The sequence below is a fragment of the Tamlana sp. I1 genome, assembly GCF_015355625.1.
GTDB lineage: Bacteria > Bacteroidota > Bacteroidia > Flavobacteriales > Flavobacteriaceae > Pseudotamlana.
In genome coordinates this window covers 149,025-166,193 of record NZ_JACLAF010000006.1, presented here as the reverse complement: position 1 = coordinate 166,193, position 17,169 = coordinate 149,025, and the positions used below count along the sequence as shown (strand labels likewise).

General features: G+C 35.1%; 13 protein-coding genes and 1 pseudogene. All 14 read left to right on the top strand.

Annotated elements, in window-relative coordinates; all coding sequences use genetic code 11:
- The first annotated feature begins 48 nt into the window (after positions 1-48).
- Positions 49-3,144: a TAT-variant-translocated molybdopterin oxidoreductase gene (locus tag H6X70_RS06990; protein ID WP_194766957.1), complete on the top strand. Its 3,096-nt coding sequence runs from the start codon at positions 49-51 to the stop codon at positions 3,142-3,144.
- Positions 3,145-3,245: 101 nt separating this feature from the next.
- Positions 3,246-4,667: pseudogene (gene nrfD, locus H6X70_RS06985) on the top strand (NrfD/PsrC family molybdoenzyme membrane anchor subunit); the annotation flags it as partial.
- A gap of 39 nt (positions 4,668-4,706) precedes the next feature.
- Positions 4,707-5,237, top strand: coding sequence for a DUF3341 domain-containing protein (locus H6X70_RS06980; RefSeq protein WP_194766955.1), 531 nt, complete (start codon positions 4,707-4,709; stop codon positions 5,235-5,237).
- 8 nt (positions 5,238-5,245) lie between these two features.
- Positions 5,246-5,797, top strand: a complete 552-nt coding sequence (locus H6X70_RS06975) for a c-type cytochrome (RefSeq protein WP_194766954.1) — start codon at positions 5,246-5,248, stop codon at positions 5,795-5,797.
- Between the two features lie 22 nt (positions 5,798-5,819).
- Positions 5,820-7,181, top strand: a complete 1,362-nt coding sequence (locus H6X70_RS06970) for a quinol:cytochrome C oxidoreductase (protein ID WP_194766953.1) — start codon at positions 5,820-5,822, stop codon at positions 7,179-7,181.
- A 33-nt stretch (positions 7,182-7,214) separates the two neighbouring features.
- Complete coding sequence (locus tag H6X70_RS06965; RefSeq protein WP_194766952.1) at positions 7,215-8,282, top strand: cytochrome c oxidase subunit II; 1,068 nt, start codon at positions 7,215-7,217, stop codon at positions 8,280-8,282.
- Between the two features lie 31 nt (positions 8,283-8,313).
- Entirely contained in the window at positions 8,314-10,107 is a 1,794-nt protein-coding gene (locus tag H6X70_RS06960) for a cbb3-type cytochrome c oxidase subunit I (protein WP_194766951.1), read from the top strand.
- 223 nt (positions 10,108-10,330) lie between these two features.
- Positions 10,331-11,353 (top strand): Holliday junction branch migration DNA helicase RuvB, encoded by a 1,023-nt coding sequence (gene ruvB, locus H6X70_RS06955; protein ID WP_194766950.1) that lies wholly within the window; start codon positions 10,331-10,333, stop codon positions 11,351-11,353.
- Positions 11,354-11,391: 38 nt separating this feature from the next.
- On the top strand, positions 11,392-11,928 hold the full coding sequence (locus H6X70_RS06950) for a hypothetical protein (RefSeq protein WP_194766949.1): 537 nt from the start codon (positions 11,392-11,394) through the stop codon (positions 11,926-11,928).
- Positions 11,929-12,189: 261 nt separating this feature from the next.
- On the top strand, positions 12,190-12,411 hold the full coding sequence (locus tag H6X70_RS16870) for a hypothetical protein (RefSeq protein ID WP_228530292.1): 222 nt from the start codon (positions 12,190-12,192) through the stop codon (positions 12,409-12,411).
- A 203-nt stretch (positions 12,412-12,614) separates the two neighbouring features.
- Positions 12,615-12,950, top strand: coding sequence for a hypothetical protein (locus H6X70_RS06945; protein WP_194766948.1), 336 nt, complete (start codon positions 12,615-12,617; stop codon positions 12,948-12,950).
- 301 nt (positions 12,951-13,251) lie between these two features.
- A complete protein-coding gene (gene queG, locus H6X70_RS06940; RefSeq protein ID WP_194766947.1) occupies positions 13,252-14,178 on the top strand; it encodes a tRNA epoxyqueuosine(34) reductase QueG in 927 nt (308 codons plus the stop codon).
- Positions 14,179-14,232: 54 nt separating this feature from the next.
- Positions 14,233-16,530, top strand: coding sequence for an NADP-dependent malic enzyme (locus H6X70_RS06935; protein ID WP_194766946.1), 2,298 nt, complete (start codon positions 14,233-14,235; stop codon positions 16,528-16,530).
- Positions 16,531-16,583: 53 nt separating this feature from the next.
- Entirely contained in the window at positions 16,584-17,165 is a 582-nt protein-coding gene (gene ruvA / locus H6X70_RS06930) for a Holliday junction branch migration protein RuvA (protein ID WP_194766945.1), read from the top strand.
- Positions 17,166-17,169: the final 4 nt, after the last annotated feature.

The following is a 17,169-nucleotide window of genomic DNA, read 5'->3' as shown; positions in this document are numbered from 1 at the left end:
AAGCGAAAAACTATAAAAATTAATTAAGAAGTAATTCAATTATATAATATGTCATCAAACAAGAAATACTGGAAAAGTGTTGAAGAGCTAAACGAAAATAGCTCTATTGTTGAGACGCTAAAACAAAACGAGTTTGTAACAGAAATTCCTACTGATGAATTTTTAGGAGACAAAGACACGTTAGAAGCAACTTCTACTACACGTCGTGATTTCTTAAAATATGTTGGTTTTAGTACTGCAGCAGCTTCTTTAGCTGCTTGTGAAGGTCCTGTTAAAAAATCGATTCCTTACGTAGTTCAACCAACAGAAATTATTCCTGGTGTAGCGAACTACTATGCAACTACAATTGCAGATGGTTTTGATTTTGCTAGTGTTTTGGTTAAAACGCGTGAAGGTCGTCCAATAAAAATTGAAAACAATACTTTAGCTGCTACCAATGGTAGTGCTAATGCTAGAGTAAATGCATCAGTTTTAGGTTTGTATGACAGCTTAAGAGTTCAAGGTCCTAAAAAAGAAGGCGCTGCGATTTCTTGGAGTAATTTTGATGCTGAAACAACAAAAGCATTAAATAACGTAAAAGGTTCTGGAAAATCTATTGTGTTGCTAACACAAAGTTATGCCAGCCCTTCAACAAAAAACTTAATTGCAGAATTCAAAGAAGCATACGGAAATGTAAATCATGTCGTTTATGATGCCATTTCTGAATTTGCTGCTGTTGAAGCTTTTCAAAATAAATACAACACAAGAGGTTTAGCTGATTACGATTTTTCTAAAGCGATGACTATCGTTTCTGTTGGTGCAGATTTCTTAGGAGATTGGCAAGGTGGTGGTTTCGATGCTGGGTATTCTAAAAATAGAATTCCAGATCATGGAAAAATGTCACGTCACATTCAGTTTGAGTCAAACATGTCTCTTACTGGTGCTAACGCCGATAAACGTGTGCCTGTAACTCCAAACCAACAAAAATTAGCTTTAGCTAAATTATACAGTTTGGTTACAGGAAATAATGTTTCTGTTAAAGGTTTACCTGAGCATGTTGAAGCTGCAGTAAAAAGCGCTGCTGTTCAACTTAAAAAGGCTGGTAGCAACGGTGTTGTTGTAACAGGAATTCAAGATGTAAATGCACAAACTGTTGCTTTAGAGTTAAATGAATATTTAGCAAGTAAAGCGTTTAACAGTAAAGTGGTTATAAAAACAAAAGAGGGTAACGATAAAGATGTTGCACAATTAGTTGCTGATATGAAAGCAGGTAAGGTTGGAGCTATCATTATGAGTGGTGTTAACCCTTTATATACTTTGCCAAATGCAGCAGATTTTGCTGAAGGCTTAAAGAAAACTCAATTGTCTATTGCGTTTTCTATGAAAGAAGATGAAACGTCTTCACAAACCCAATATTTAGCAGCGGCGCCTCACTATTTAGAGTCTTGGGGTGATGTTGAAATTAAAACGGGTCACTACAGTTTAACGCAACCAACTATTCGTCCGTTATTTGATACAAGACAGTTTCAAGATGCTTTATTAAAGTGGACTAATAACGATACAACGTATAGCGACTATATTAAATCGACATGGAATACTAACATTCTTGCAGGCGGTTCATATAACAAAGCCTTACATGATGGTTTCTTTGTAAATGTTATAGCTGAAGAAGTAGTAGAATCTAGTGATGCTGAAGAAGCTACTGAAGCTCCTGCTTCAAATGCTGCTCAAGCCTTAGTAGCTTCTGCGAAAGCACAAGGATTAGAGTTAAGTTTATATACTAAAACTGGAATGGGTGATGGACAACAAGCCAACAACCCATGGTTACAAGAGTTTCCAGATCCAATTACAAGAACATCTTGGGATAACTATTTAACGGTTTCAAAAGCAGATGCTGCTGAGATTGGTTTAATTAACAGACACGTTGCAAACGGTGCGTTAAATGGTAGTTATGCAAATGTTACTGTAAACGGTGTTACTATAACTGCTCCAGTAATTATTCAGCCAGGACAGGCTAACGGCTCTGTAGGTTTATCATTTGGTTATGGTAGAACTGCTGGTTTAAAAGAAGAAATGCAAACAGGGGTTAATGCTTATGCATTATACCACAACTTCAATAACGTTCAAAATGTAACGATTGAGCCTGCTTCAGGTGAGCATGAATTTGCTTCTGTTCAGCTTCATAATACATTAATGGGACGTGGTGATATCATTAAAGAAACAACTTTAGAGATTTTCAACACCAAAGACAAGAAACATTGGAATGCTGTTCCTGTAGTATCTTTAAATCATGAAGAAACTCCAGTAACATCTCCAGAAGTTGATTTATGGGATGAATTTGATCGTTCTATCGGACACCACTTCAACTTATCTATCGATTTAAATGCTTGTACAGGTTGTGGAGCTTGTGTGATTGCTTGTCATGCTGAAAACAACGTGCCTGTTGTAGGTAAATCTGAAGTACGTCGTAGCCGTGATATGCACTGGTTACGTATTGATAGATACTATTCATCTGAAGAATCTTTTGCAGGTGATAATGAAAAGAAAGATAATATTTCTGGTTTAGGAAGTTCATTAAGTGAATTTGGTGAAATGGAGCATGCTTCAGAAAACCCAGAAGTGGCTTTCCAACCAGTAATGTGTCAACACTGTAACCACGCACCTTGTGAAACTGTATGTCCTGTGGCAGCAACTTCTCACGGTCGTCAAGGTCAGAACCATATGGCATATAACCGTTGTGTAGGTACAAGATATTGTGCAAACAACTGTCCGTATAAAGTACGTCGTTTCAACTGGTTCTTATACAATGGAAATGATGAGTTCGATTATCATATGAATGATGATTTAGGACGTATGGTATTAAATCCAGATGTGGTTGTGCGTTCTCGTGGTGTTATGGAAAAATGTTCTATGTGTATTCAAATGACACAAAAAACAGTTCTTGACGCTAAACGTGACGGACGAGTAATCAAAGATGGTGAATTCCAAACAGCGTGTTCTGCAGCTTGTAGCTCTGGTGCGATGGTATTTGGAGATATCAATGATAAAGACAGTAAAGTTGCAAAACTTAAGGAAGATAATCGTATGTATCACTTGTTAGAGCATGTAGGAACAAAACCTAATGTGCAATATCATACAAAAGTGAGAAATACAACTGAAGCATAGAGAAAGTATAAAGTGGCATTGTTTTAGGACTGAAATGCGTTAGTATTTCAACACATAAAACAAGTAAACTTTTAAACCAATAAACAAATAAACAATAAAAAATGGCGTCTCATTACGAAGCACCTATTAGAAGACCTCTAGTTACAGGAGAGAAGTCCTACCACGACGTTACTGTGGATGTGGCTAAACCTGTAGAAGGAAAAGCAAATAAACAATGGTGGATAGTTTTTGGTATCTCACTAGTCGCTTTCCTTTGGGGAATTGGATGTATTATTTATACCATATCTACCGGAATTGGTGTCTGGGGTCTGAACAAGACAGTAGGTTGGGCCTGGGATATTACCAACTTTGTTTGGTGGGTAGGTATTGGTCACGCAGGAACCTTAATTTCTGCAGTACTTTTATTATTCCGTCAAAAATGGAGAATGGCAATTAACCGTTCTGCGGAAGCAATGACTATTTTCTCGGTTGTTCAAGCAGGTTTATTTCCAGTTATTCACATGGGTCGTCCATGGTTAGGATATTGGGTACTACCTATTCCAAATCAATTTGGATCTTTATGGGTCAACTTTAACTCCCCATTACTTTGGGATGTATTCGCAATTTCAACGTATTTATCAGTGTCTTTAGTTTTCTGGTGGACTGGTTTATTACCTGATTTTGCCATGTTAAGAGACCGTGCTATTAAACCTTTCCAAAAGAAAATATACGCTTTATTAAGCTTCGGTTGGTCTGGTCGTGCTAAAGATTGGCAACGTTTTGAAGAAGTATCTTTAGTACTTGCTGGTTTAGCAACCCCTTTAGTACTTTCTGTACATACTATTGTATCGTTTGACTTCGCAACTTCTGTAATTCCAGGTTGGCATACCACAATTTTCCCACCTTACTTTGTTGCAGGAGCGGTATTCTCTGGATTTGCTATGGTAAACACCCTGCTTATCATTATGAGAAAAGTATGTAACCTTGAAGATTATATTACGGTACAACATATCGAATTAATGAACATTGTAATCATGATTACAGGTTCTATCGTAGGTGTGGCTTATATTACTGAGTTGTTTATCGCTTGGTATTCTGGAGTAGAATATGAGCAATATGCATTCTTAAACAGAGCAACAGGACCTTACTGGTGGGCGTACTGGATGATGATGTCTTGTAACGTTTTCTCTCCACAGTTTATGTGGTTTAAGAAACTAAGAACAAGTATTATGTTCTCATTCTTTATCTCAATTGTAGTAAACGTAGGGATGTGGTTTGAACGTTTTGTAATTATTGTAACGTCGTTACACCGTGATTACTTACCATCATCATGGACCATGTTCTCACCAACATTTGTTGATATTGGAATTTTCATTGGAACTATAGGATTCTTCTTTGTATTATTCTTATTGTATTCTAGAACATTCCCTGTAATCGCACAAGCGGAGGTTAAAACCATTTTAAAATCTTCAGGAGAGCGTTATAAAAACATAAGAGAAAGAGGAGAAAGTTTAGTAGGAACTGGTGCAGATCCTAGAACTTCAGGAGATACTAATAAAGAACCAAAAAACTAAAAGTAGCATATGGAAGCTTCAAAAGTAATTCACGCTATTTATACGGATGATGATGTTTTAATGTCGGCTGTTAAGAAAGTAAAAGCTGAAAGATATCATATAGAAGAAATATATACACCATTTCCAGTTCACGGACTAGATCGCGCCATGGAACTTGCGCCAACACGTATTGCCATTGCTGCATTTATTTATGGATTAATTGGATTAACAGTTGCCACTTTAATGATGAATTTCATTATGATTGAAGATTGGCCACAAAACATTGGTGGAAAACCAAGTTTCAGTTACTTAGAAAATATGCCTGCTTTCGTACCTATTATGTTCGAACTTACGGTATTTTTCTCAGCCCACTTAATGGTAATTACGTTTTACTTACGTAGTAAAATGTGGCCATTTAAAAAGGCTGAAAACCCAGATCCAAGAACAACCGATGATCATTTTTTAATGGAAATCGCTGTAAATGGAAATGCTAGTGAATTAGAAAATTTACTTCAAGGTACTGGAGCAGTAGAAATTAATTTAGTTGATAAAGCCCATTAATAAAAAATATGAAAAGCTTAATTAAAATATTAGTAATAGCAGTTGTTTTTGTCGCTGTATCTTGTAATAAAAGAACAGCCCCAAATTACCAATTCATGCCAAATATGTATGAATCTGCTGGATATGAAACTTACGGTGAAGCTGCATTTCCTAACGGAGTGGAGGCACAATTACCAGCTCAAGGCTCTGTAGCGCGAGGATTTATTCCTTTTGATATAGAGAATTCTACTGAAGGTTATGAATTAGCAAAAGCAACTTTAATGAGTCCATTAGATTCTACTCAAGTTGATTTAAATAGAGGTAAGGAATTATATGATATCTACTGTGGAATTTGCCATGGCGGTAAAGGAGACGGAAAAGGTAACTTAGTAAAACGTGAAAAAATTCTTGGTATTCCTAGTTATGATGATGCTGGAAGAGCGATTACCGAAGGAAGTATTTATCACACGATTTATTACGGAAAAAACGCAATGGGTTCTTATGCTAACCAGATTAACGAAGAAGAGCGTTGGCAAGTAGTTTCGTATGTGTTAAAATTAAAGGCAGATTTAGAAAAGTAAGATTGATAAGATTATTATAGATATGTATACATTTTCAAATAAATTAAAGACATTTTCCTTTATTCTAATGATTTTAGGAGCATTAGGTGTAGGATATGGTTTTATGACATCTCATAAATCTTTTGAGGAGGTTGAACACTTACTTGCAGAAGAATCACATCACGGTGGTGGTCATGGTGAAGCCGCAGCACATCACGCCGCTCCAAGTCATGATACACATGCCGTAGCTGAAGGTCATCACGCTGAAGAAGCACATACCGAAGTTGATGCACATTCGAAACACGTTACTCATGTACAGCATCAAATTGCTAACAGACCATGGTCAGCATTATATGTTGCCGCATTTTTCTTTATGATGATTGCGCTTGGTGTTTTAGCTTTTTACGCGATTCAAATTGCTTCTCAAGCAGGATGGTCGCCAGTACTTTTTAGAGTTATGGAAGGGATTTCAGCGTATTTATTACCTGGTGCCCTAATCGTTTTAGCAATTGCTGTAGCTTCAGGAACAATTGGTCATTACAATTTATTTGTATGGATGGATCCAGATGTTGTTGCCCATGATAAACTTATCCAAGGTAAAGCAGGTTGGTTAAACATAGGTTGGTTTGCTGTAAGAGGACTTGTTTTTATCGCAGGTTGGGCGGCTTACCGTCATTTTGCACGTAAATTTTCAATTGCTCAAGATTCTGCTGATGATATCAGCAACTTCAAAAAATCATTCCGTATCGCAGCAGCATTTTTAGTTTTCTTTATTTATTCAGAATCTATTATGTCTTGGGATTGGGTAATGAGTGTAGATCCACACTGGTTTTCTACCTTATTTGGATGGTATGTTTTTGCAAGTATGTTTGTAAGTGGTATTACTGTAATTGCATTAATGGCAATCTATTTAAAATCTAGAGGGTATTTACCTTTTGTAAATGAAAATCACATCCATGATGTTGCTAAATTTATGTTTGGTATTAGTATTTTCTGGACTTACTTATGGTTCTCTCAGTTCATGTTAATTTGGTATTCTAATATTCCAGAAGAGGTAACTTACTTCATCACTAGAATTAACGATTATAACTTACCTTTCTTTGGTATGGTTGTTATGAACTTTGTGTTCCCATTATTAATTTTAATGAATGCAAATTACAAACGTATTCCTTGGTTTGTAGTTATGGCAGGTATTGTAATTCTTGCTGGTCATTATCTTGATATATTCAATATGATTATGCCTGCAACCGTTGGTGATAGATGGTTTATAGGAATTCCAGAAATAAGCTCAATTTTATTATTTGCAGGATTATTCATATTTGTAGTATTTACAGCTTTAACAAAAGCACCATTGCTAGCAAAAGGATATCCACTTATGAAAGAGAGTGAAGATTTCCATTATTAATAAGATTTAAATAAAGAAGAAAGAAGAACCACCATGACTACTTTATTAACGATTATAGTTTTAGTATTTATTTTAATCGCCATCTGGCAAATGGTGAAGATTTTCGATTTAGCACAAGCTAAAATGGAAAACTCTCAAGTAGCTACCGATAAAGACAATGCCTTAAATGGTTATTTAATGATGGGCTTTTTAGTCTTCATTTATGCAATAACTATTGTTTGTGTTGTTAAATGGGGTGATTTACCATTGTTATCAAACGCAGCTTCAGAACATGGCGCTACTATTGATAATTTGATGATTATCTCATTCGTTATCATCTTTTTTGTACAAACACTAACACAATTCTTATTACACTATTTTGCTTTTAAATACAAAGGTGAAAAAGGTAAGAAAGCTTTGTTTTTTGCTGATAACAACAAGTTAGAAGCCATTTGGACAATCATTCCAGTAATAGTATTAGCAGGTTTAATTATCTACGGATTAAATACTTGGATCAATATTATGGGTGTTGATGAAAGTGACGATCCTTTAGTTGTTGAATTATACGCACAACAATTTAACTGGAAAGCTAGATATGCTGGAGCAGATAATACTTTAGGAAAAGCTAACGTACGTTTAATCGATATCGATCGTGCTAACATTTTAGGTTTAGATGAAGCTGATCCTAATGCACAAGATGATATCATCACTACAGAATTACACTTACCAGTAGGAAAACCAGTATTATTTAAAATGCGTTCTCAAGACGTATTACACTCGGCTTATATGCCTCACTTTAGAGCGCAAATGAACTGTGTTCCTGGTATGATTACTCAATTTGGTTTTACGCCTACAGTAACTACTGCAGATATGCGTCAAACTCAAGCAATGCAAGAAAAAGTTACAAGAATTAATGAAATTAGAGTTGAAAACAGTAAAGAATTAGTTGCTAAAGGTGAAGATGCCTTAGAACGTTATGAGTTCGATTACCTTTTATTATGTAATAAAATTTGTGGTAAATCTCACTACAACATGCAAATGAAAATTGTAGTTGAAACTCAAGAAGAATACGATGCTTGGATTGCAACTCAAAAGGAATTTAAGAATTCTCTAATTAACTAATTAAACAAGAAACCTAACCGAATATAAGATTATGTCAGCACACGCAGATACTCACGCTCACGAAGACGACCACGGACATCATCATAAAGAAACGTTTATAACTAAATATATATTTAGTCAAGACCATAAAATGATTGCTAAGCAGTACCTTATTACAGGTACTATTATGGGGGTTATTGGGGTTTTAATGTCTATGATGTTTCGTATGCAAATTGCATGGCCAGAAGAGCCTAATGTGTTATTTGAAGCATTATTAGGGAAATGGGCTCCAGATGGTGTTATGGATGCCGATATTTATTTAGCATTAGTAACCATACACGGTACCATTATGGTATTCTTTGTATTAACTGCAGGGCTTAGTGGTACGTTTAGTAACTTATTAATTCCATTGCAAATTGGTGCACGAGATATGGCATCAGGTTTCTTAAACATGGTTTCATATTGGTTATTCTTTCTATCAAGTATCATCATGGTTATTTCATTATTTGTTGAAGCTGGACCAGCTGCAGCAGGATGGACTATCTACCCTCCTTTAAGTGCCTTACCCATGGCACAAGGCGGTTCAGGAATGGGAATGACTTTATGGTTAGTTTCTATGGCTATTTTCATTGCCTCATCTTTATTAGGATCGCTTAATTATGTAGTTACCGTTTTAAACTTACGTACTAAAGGGATGTCTATGACAAGATTACCTTTAACAATTTGGGCGTTTTTTGTAACAGCTATTATTGGTGTTATTTCATTCCCTGTTTTATTATCGGCAGCATTGTTACTAATTATGGATAGAAGTTTTGGAACATCATTCTTCTTATCAGATATATTTATTCAAGGTGAAGTTTTACATTACCAAGGTGGATCTCCTGTTTTATTCGAGCACTTATTTTGGTTCTTAGGGCATCCTGAAGTATATATTGTAATCTTACCAGCAATGGGTCTGGTTTCAGAAATTATGGCATCTAATTCACGTAAACCAATTTTTGGTTACCGTGCGATGATTGCTTCAATCTTAGCCATTGCATTCTTATCTACAATTGTATGGGGTCACCATATGTTTATCTCTGGAATGAATCCATTTTTAGGATCTGTATTTACATTTACTACCTTATTGATTGCAATTCCTTCAGCAGTAAAAGCCTTCAACTGGATTACAACTTTATGGAAAGGTAATTTACAAATGAATCCTGCGATGTTATTTTCAATCGGTTTTGTTTCAACTTTCATCACAGGTGGTTTAACAGGAATTATTCTTGGAGATAGTGCTTTAGATATTAACGTTCATGATACATATTTCGTTGTAGCTCACTTCCACTTAGTAATGGGTATTTCAGCATTATACGGTATGTTTGCTGGGATTTACCACTGGTATCCAAAAATGTTTGGTCGTATGTTGAATAAAAACTTAGGTTACATTCACTTCTGGATTACTGCAGTTTGTGCTTATGGTGTTTTCTTCCCAATGCACTTTATTGGAATGGCTGGATTACCACGTAGATACTATACAAACAGTAACTTCCCATTATTTGATGATTTAGCAAATGTAAACGTAATTATTACCATATTTGCTTTAATTGGTGGTGTGGCTCAAATAGTATATTTATACAACTTCTTTATTAGTATTTTCTACGGAAAGAAAGCAACACAAAATCCTTGGAAAGCAACGACTTTAGAATGGACAACTCCAGTTGAACATATTCACGGAAACTGGCCAGGCGCTATTCCTCACGTATACCGTTGGGCTTACGACTATAGCAAACCAGGACATGACGTTGATTTCGTTCCTCAGAATATACCTTTAAAGGACGGTGAAGAAGAACTTCAACACTAATTAAATTAGAAACCATATAAACAAAAGCGCAACTACTAGTTGTGCTTTTGTTGTTTATAGCTATTTACAACAGAAAAACTTTGATGTATGTAAAAGGCTTTTTTTGTAGTATCCCATACAAAACTCTTTTTCTTTATATTTGCCTGATGCCAGAACTGTTCAAATAGGTTCTGGAGAAATTATTAATTAAAGGTTACCTTGAAGTATTTTCAAGATTTTACAAATGAACGAAAACCTAGATCCCACCAATGAACATTTTTCTTCGGAAGAGTTTGATGTAGAAAAAAAGTTAAGACCCTTAGCTTTTGATGATTTTACGGGGCAAGATCAGGTTTTAGAAAATCTTCAAATATTTGTTCAAGCTGCAAATATGCGTAATGAAGCCTTAGATCACACTTTGTTTCATGGCCCTCCTGGCTTAGGAAAAACAACTTTAGCTAACATTTTAGCTAATGAATTGAATGTTGGTATTAAAGTAACTTCTGGCCCTGTTCTAGATAAACCAGGAGATTTAGCTGGCTTGCTTACTAATTTAGAAGAGCGCGACGTGTTGTTTATTGATGAAATCCATCGGTTAAGTCCTATTGTAGAAGAATATTTGTATTCAGCCATGGAAGACTTTAAAATCGATATCATGATAGAGTCTGGCCCTAATGCAAGAACCGTTCAATTGAATTTAAATCCGTTTACCTTAGTAGGCGCTACTACACGGTCGGGTTTATTAACTTCGCCAATGCGTGCACGTTTTGGTATTCAAAGTCGTTTACAATATTATAAAACTGATTTATTAACCACCATAATCGAAAGAAGTGCTGGTATTTTAGGCGTCCCAATTTCCATGGAAGCTGCTATTGAGATTGCCGGCCGAAGTCGTGGAACGCCTAGAATTGCGAACGCATTACTACGTCGCGTGCGTGATTTTGCTCAAATTAAAGGGAATGGTACTATCGATATTAAAATTGCCAAATACGCCTTAGAAGCCTTAAATGTAGATGCGCATGGTTTGGATGAAATGGATAATAAAATTTTAACCACCATCATCGATAAATTTAAGGGAGGCCCCGTTGGCATTACCACTATTGCTACGGCTGTTAGTGAAAGCCCCGAAACCATTGAAGAAGTTTACGAGCCGTTTTTAATTCAACAGGGTTTTATTATGCGAACCCCACGTGGTCGTGAAGTTACCGAACAAGCCTATAAACATTTAGGAAAGGTAAAAGGACCTACCCAAGGAGGCTTGTTTTAGATTAAATTATATTCAGTTTATTATACCCCAAATTATTTATGAAACATTTAAAATTAACCACAGTATTTATTTTGTTAACCATCGTTTTTGGATGTGATAAAATCGACGAATTAACACAGTTTAATATGGTTTATAACGAGCAAGTAGTTATTAAATCTAACGCTGTTGTAGATTTGCCATTTAATGCCTTTACGCCTGAAATAAGTTCAAATTCTGAATCTACTTTTGAAAATAATAATACAGGTAAAAACTTAATTGAATATATAGAGCTTAAAAAAATGACATTAGAGATTGATGGCCCAGATCATGGTAATTTCGATTTCTTAAATACTATCGATGTTTACATATCTGCTGAAGATGAGCCTGAAGTTAAAATATCATGGAAAGAAAATATTGAAGCTAACGGAAGTCGTGTTTTAGAATTAGATACCTCTAGTGACGATTTAAAAAACTATCTTAAAAAAGATAATTTTACGTTACGTTTAGCAACGGTTACCGATGAACTTATTACGGCCGACCATCATATTAATGTAAGATCGGAGTTTTTCGTGGATGCTAAAATACTTGGTTTATAAAACATGTTGTCATGCATTTCCTCTCTCAAATCTGATAGATGAAAAACTCATATATCGAGTGACTTTACCTCTCACTTTAGTTTCATCATTATTACGAAATGGAGTTATGGAATTGTAATTGATGGACCAGATGAATTCTTTTACGGATTTCCGCTAATCTATAAATGTAGAGGATTTCATAGTTCTCTTTCAACACAATATTTCCTGGTCGAAATGACGGTTAATTTTTTAAATTATTTTCTCTTTTGCCTAATAATAACTTTGACTGTAAGCCGATTTATAAATATCAACATTCCTAAACTGATTTCTAAAATATTTTGGATAGGATTTGGAATTTTATTTTTAGGATTTATATACTTGTCAAACGATTTAGACGACCAATATAAAATAAAACGTGATTTTGAAGTTCAAATCTTTGAAAGTGGAATTACAATTTTCGGGATTCAAACAACAGATAGAGAAAAATTTCAAAATGAAAATTAGAATGGATAACAAAAACTACAACGCAAAAACGACTGTAATTTATGACTAGTTCTAATTTCCTTACGAAACCCTAGAAGATTTTACGTTCAGTTTTTATTTATTAAATTTGGTGCTGAAGCATGCCATAAATCATACACGAGAGATTGTAAGTAATTGTATTAAAATCATGTGAAATTGAATTAATTAAAAATAGTTATTAAAAAATGGAATTCAACAGGAAAGAAATAATTAAATACACTAAATCTCTTGAAGCTATAGGGATTAAAGAAGATAAATTTACTGAGGAAATAATAAAAAAGTTTAGAGTTTCTGAAACAATGGTTATGATTTTTTACCAAGAAAATGCTGATAAAAAAATATTTAACGTAAAGATTTTTGTCTTTTTTATTTTAGGATTAATATTAATTACTTTGGGAATCATTTCAGGTACTATAGCACTTTTATTTGGTTTAGCTCAAATAGGTTTGTCTGTAGCATTTGTATTACAAAATATGAAATTTAATAAGTTATGTAAAAGACTGCTTTTAACTAAAAAATAAATTATTAGTCCCAATATCAATTCTGAAAAAACAATACCATAAAATCAGAGTTAAATGATTTTGAATATTATTTAAAGCTAAAAAAACTACTTACAAAACTATGTATTATTAATAGCTAGTTCAAGCCTAACTACGAAATCCTCCCAGACTTTCTATTCGGTTTTTATTTGTTAACTTCCGTGCTAAATTAAGCCACTAATCATACACGAGACTGGTATTGAAACATTATCAATGCGCAATAATTTTTATTATTTCATAGCTTTACGCAGTACCATTTATTACTAGGCTCATTTTTTTTTTTATGATTGAAAATAAATCCAAATACACAGCACTTATCAAAACCGAAGCCAAGCGCCTCGGTTTTTTGTCTTGCGGTATTAGTAGAGCCGAGTTCTTAGAAGAGGAAGCACCACGTTTGGAAAAATGGTTAAATAATAACATGAATGGCGAGATGCGATACATGGAAAATCATTTTGATAAGCGTTTGGATCCTACAAAGCTGGTTGAAGGTTCAAAAAGTGTGGTGTCTTTATTGTTAAATTATTATCCCGAAGAGAAGCAAATCGATAATAGTTTTAAGCTTTCAAAATATGCGTATGGCACCGATTATCATTTCATCATAAAAGATAAATTAAAATCGCTTTTACATTTTATTCAGGATGAAATAGGCGAAGTTGATGGCCGTGCTTTTGTAGATTCTGCCCCGGTTCTCGATAAAGCTTGGGCTGCGAAATCGGGATTAGGTTGGATTGGAAAACATTCAAATTTAATTACCCAACAAGTAGGTTCTTTTTATTTTATAGCCGAATTGATTATCGATTTGGAATTAGATTATGATGCCCGTGTAACCGACCATTGTGGGACTTGTACAGCCTGTATTGATGCTTGTCCCACCGAAGCCATAACAGCACCCTATGTGGTTGATGGCAGTAAGTGTATTTCGTATTTTACTATTGAATTAAAAGAAAATCTCCCCAATGCCTTTCATGGCAAGTTCGACGATTGGATGTTTGGCTGCGATGTATGCCAAGATGTGTGTCCGTGGAATCGCTTTTCAAAACCACATAACGAACCTTTATTCAACCCGCACCCAGAATTACTTTCCATGACCAAAAAAGATTGGGAAGAAATCACCGAAGAAACTTTTCAAAAAGTATTTAAAAAATCGGCGGTAAAACGCACTAAATTTTCAGGCTTAAAAAGAAACATCAATTTCTTGAAAGAATGAGTGTTTCTTTTTTAGGATTGCTATATTTGTTTTTCAAATTAATTAGCATCCAAAATGAGCGAAGAAAGTAAACGTAGAGAAGCCCTTGTATACCACGCAAAACCTACTCCTGGAAAAATAGCCGTTGTTCCTACCAAAAAATATGCAACACAAAGAGATTTATCTTTAGCCTATTCACCTGGGGTTGCTGTTCCTTGTTTAGAGATTGAAAAAGATAAAGAAAACGCTTATAAATACACCGCTAAAGGAAACTTAGTTGCTGTTATTTCAAACGGTACAGCCGTTTTAGGACTTGGAAACATTGGTCCTGAAGCTTCAAAACCAGTGATGGAAGGTAAGGGTTTACTTTTTAAGATTTTCGCCGACATCGATGTTTTTGATATTGAAGTAGATACTGAAGATGTTGAAGAATTTATTCAAACCGTGAAAAAAATCGCTCCAACTTTTGGAGGTATTAATTTAGAAGATATTAAAGCACCTGGTGCTTTTGAAATAGAACGTCGTTTAAAAGCAGAGTTGGATATTCCCGTGATGCACGACGATCAACATGGTACGGCAATTATTTCAGCGGCAGCTTTAATTAATGCCTTAGAAATTGCTAAGAAAAAAATTGAAGAAGTAAAAATAGTAATTAGTGGTGCTGGCGCAGCAGCCATTTCATGTTCTCGTTTATATCAAGCATTTGGAGCGAAACGTGAAAATATGGTGATGCTGGATAGCAAAGGTGTTATTCGTGATGATAGAGCGGATTTATCTTCAGAAAAAGCCGAATTTGCTACCCATAGAAAAATAGATACCCTTGATGAAGCCATGGTTGATGCCGATGTGTTTATTGGTTTATCAATGGCCAATATTGTATCGCCAGAAATGTTACTTTCAATGGCAAAAAAACCAATCGTTTTTGCTATGGCAAACCCAGATCCTGAGATTCAATACGATTTAGCCATCGCTACACGTAAAGATATCATCATGGCAACTGGTAGAAGCGATCATCCTAACCAAGTGAATAATGTACTTGGTTTTCCATTTATATTTAGAGGGGCTTTAGACGTTCGTGCAACAAAAATTAATGAGGCCATGAAAATGGCTGCTGTAAAATCTTTAGCACAATTGGCAAAGGAACCAGTTCCAGAACAGGTTAATGTAGCTTATGGAGAAACCCGTTTAACTTTTGGAAAAGATTACATCATACCAAAACCATTCGACCCACGATTAATTGCTGAAGTACCGCCTGCAGTAGCTCAAGCAGCTATGGACAGTGGTGTGGCAAAAGAACCTATTACAGATTGGGAAGGATACAAAGATAAATTAAGAGAACGTCTTGGTTCCGATAATAAATTGGTTCGTTTATTGTTAAACCGCGCGAAACTAAACCCGAAACGTGTTGTTTTTGCTGAAGCAGATCAATTAGCAGTGGTTAAGGCAGCGCAAATTGTACATGAAGAAGGTGTGGCTGTTCCTATTTTATTAGGAAGAACAGACACGATTAAAACTTTAATGGCAGAAATTGAATTTGATGCAGAAGATGTTCTAATCATAGATCCGAAAACAGACGAAGAAGACGACCGAAAAAATAAATATGCTAAAGTGTATTGGGAGCAACGCAAACGTAAGGGCGTTACTTTATACGCTGCGCAACGTTTAATGCGAGAGCGTAATTATTTTGCAGCAATGATGGTTAATGAAGGTGATGCCGATGCTTTAATTTCAGGTTACTCGCGTAATTATCCAAGCGTTGTTAAACCTATGTTAGAAGTTATTGGTATGGCAAAAGGGGTAAACCGTGTAGCTACTACAAATGTGATGATGACTAAACGTGGGCCGTTATTTTTAGGTGATACCTCTATTAATATTGATCCAGATGCTAAGGAGTTAACTAAAATTGCTCAAATGACGTCTCAAGTTGTTAAAATGTTTGGTATGACTCCTGTTATTGCCATGACTTCATATTCAAATTTTGGATCTTCGCCTAGTCCGAAAGCTTCAAAGGTACGCGATGCTGTAGCTAATTTACACCGTTTATATCCGGATATGATTGTTGATGGGGAATTACAAACCGATTTCGCGCTTAACGACGAGATGCTAAAAGAAAGATTTCCATTCTCTAAATTAGTAGGAAAGAAGGTAAATACTTTAATTTTTCCTAATCTAGATTCAGCGAATATTACCTATAAACTAATTAAAGAATTGAATGAAGCCGAGTCGATAGGGCCTATTATGATGGGCATGCGTAAACCAGTGCATATCCTTCAATTAGGTGCTAGCGTCGATGAAATTGTTAATATGACGGCTATTGCTGTTATTGATGCTCAACATAAAGAACGCTTGGAAGCAGAAAAGGCGGAATCATAGTGTTTTCAATGAAAATAATTTTATTACATTTGGTCGATAACCAACAGACATAGATGATAACCCATATTCAAGGAAAACTTACCGAAAAAAATCCAACTCATGTTGTAATTGATTGTAATGGCGTTGGCTATATGCTAAATATTTCATTACATACCTATTCTCAAATTCCCGATGGCGAACATCTAAAGTTATTTACACATCTTCAGGTTAAAGAAGATTCTCATACATTATATGGCTTTTCAAGTCTTGCAGAACGGGAAATTTTTAGAATGTTAATTTCGGTAAGCGGTATTGGAGCTAGTATAGCACGAACCATGTTGTCTTCATTAACACCTAAACAGGTTAGAGAAGGCATTGGAACAGGCGATGTCGCATTAATTCAATCTATTAAAGGGATTGGAGCCAAAACAGCCCAACGTGTTATTATTGAGTTGAAGGATAAAATCTTAAAGATTTATGATATTGATGAAGTTTCTGTTTCACAAGGCAATACCAACAAAGATGAAGCGTTATCTGCTTTAGAAGTGCTTGGTTTTGTTAAAAAACAAGCCGAACGTGTAGTCGATAAAATTATGATAGCCCAACCAGATGCTAATGTTGAAACCATTATTAAGCAGGCTTTAAAAAATTTATAATTCA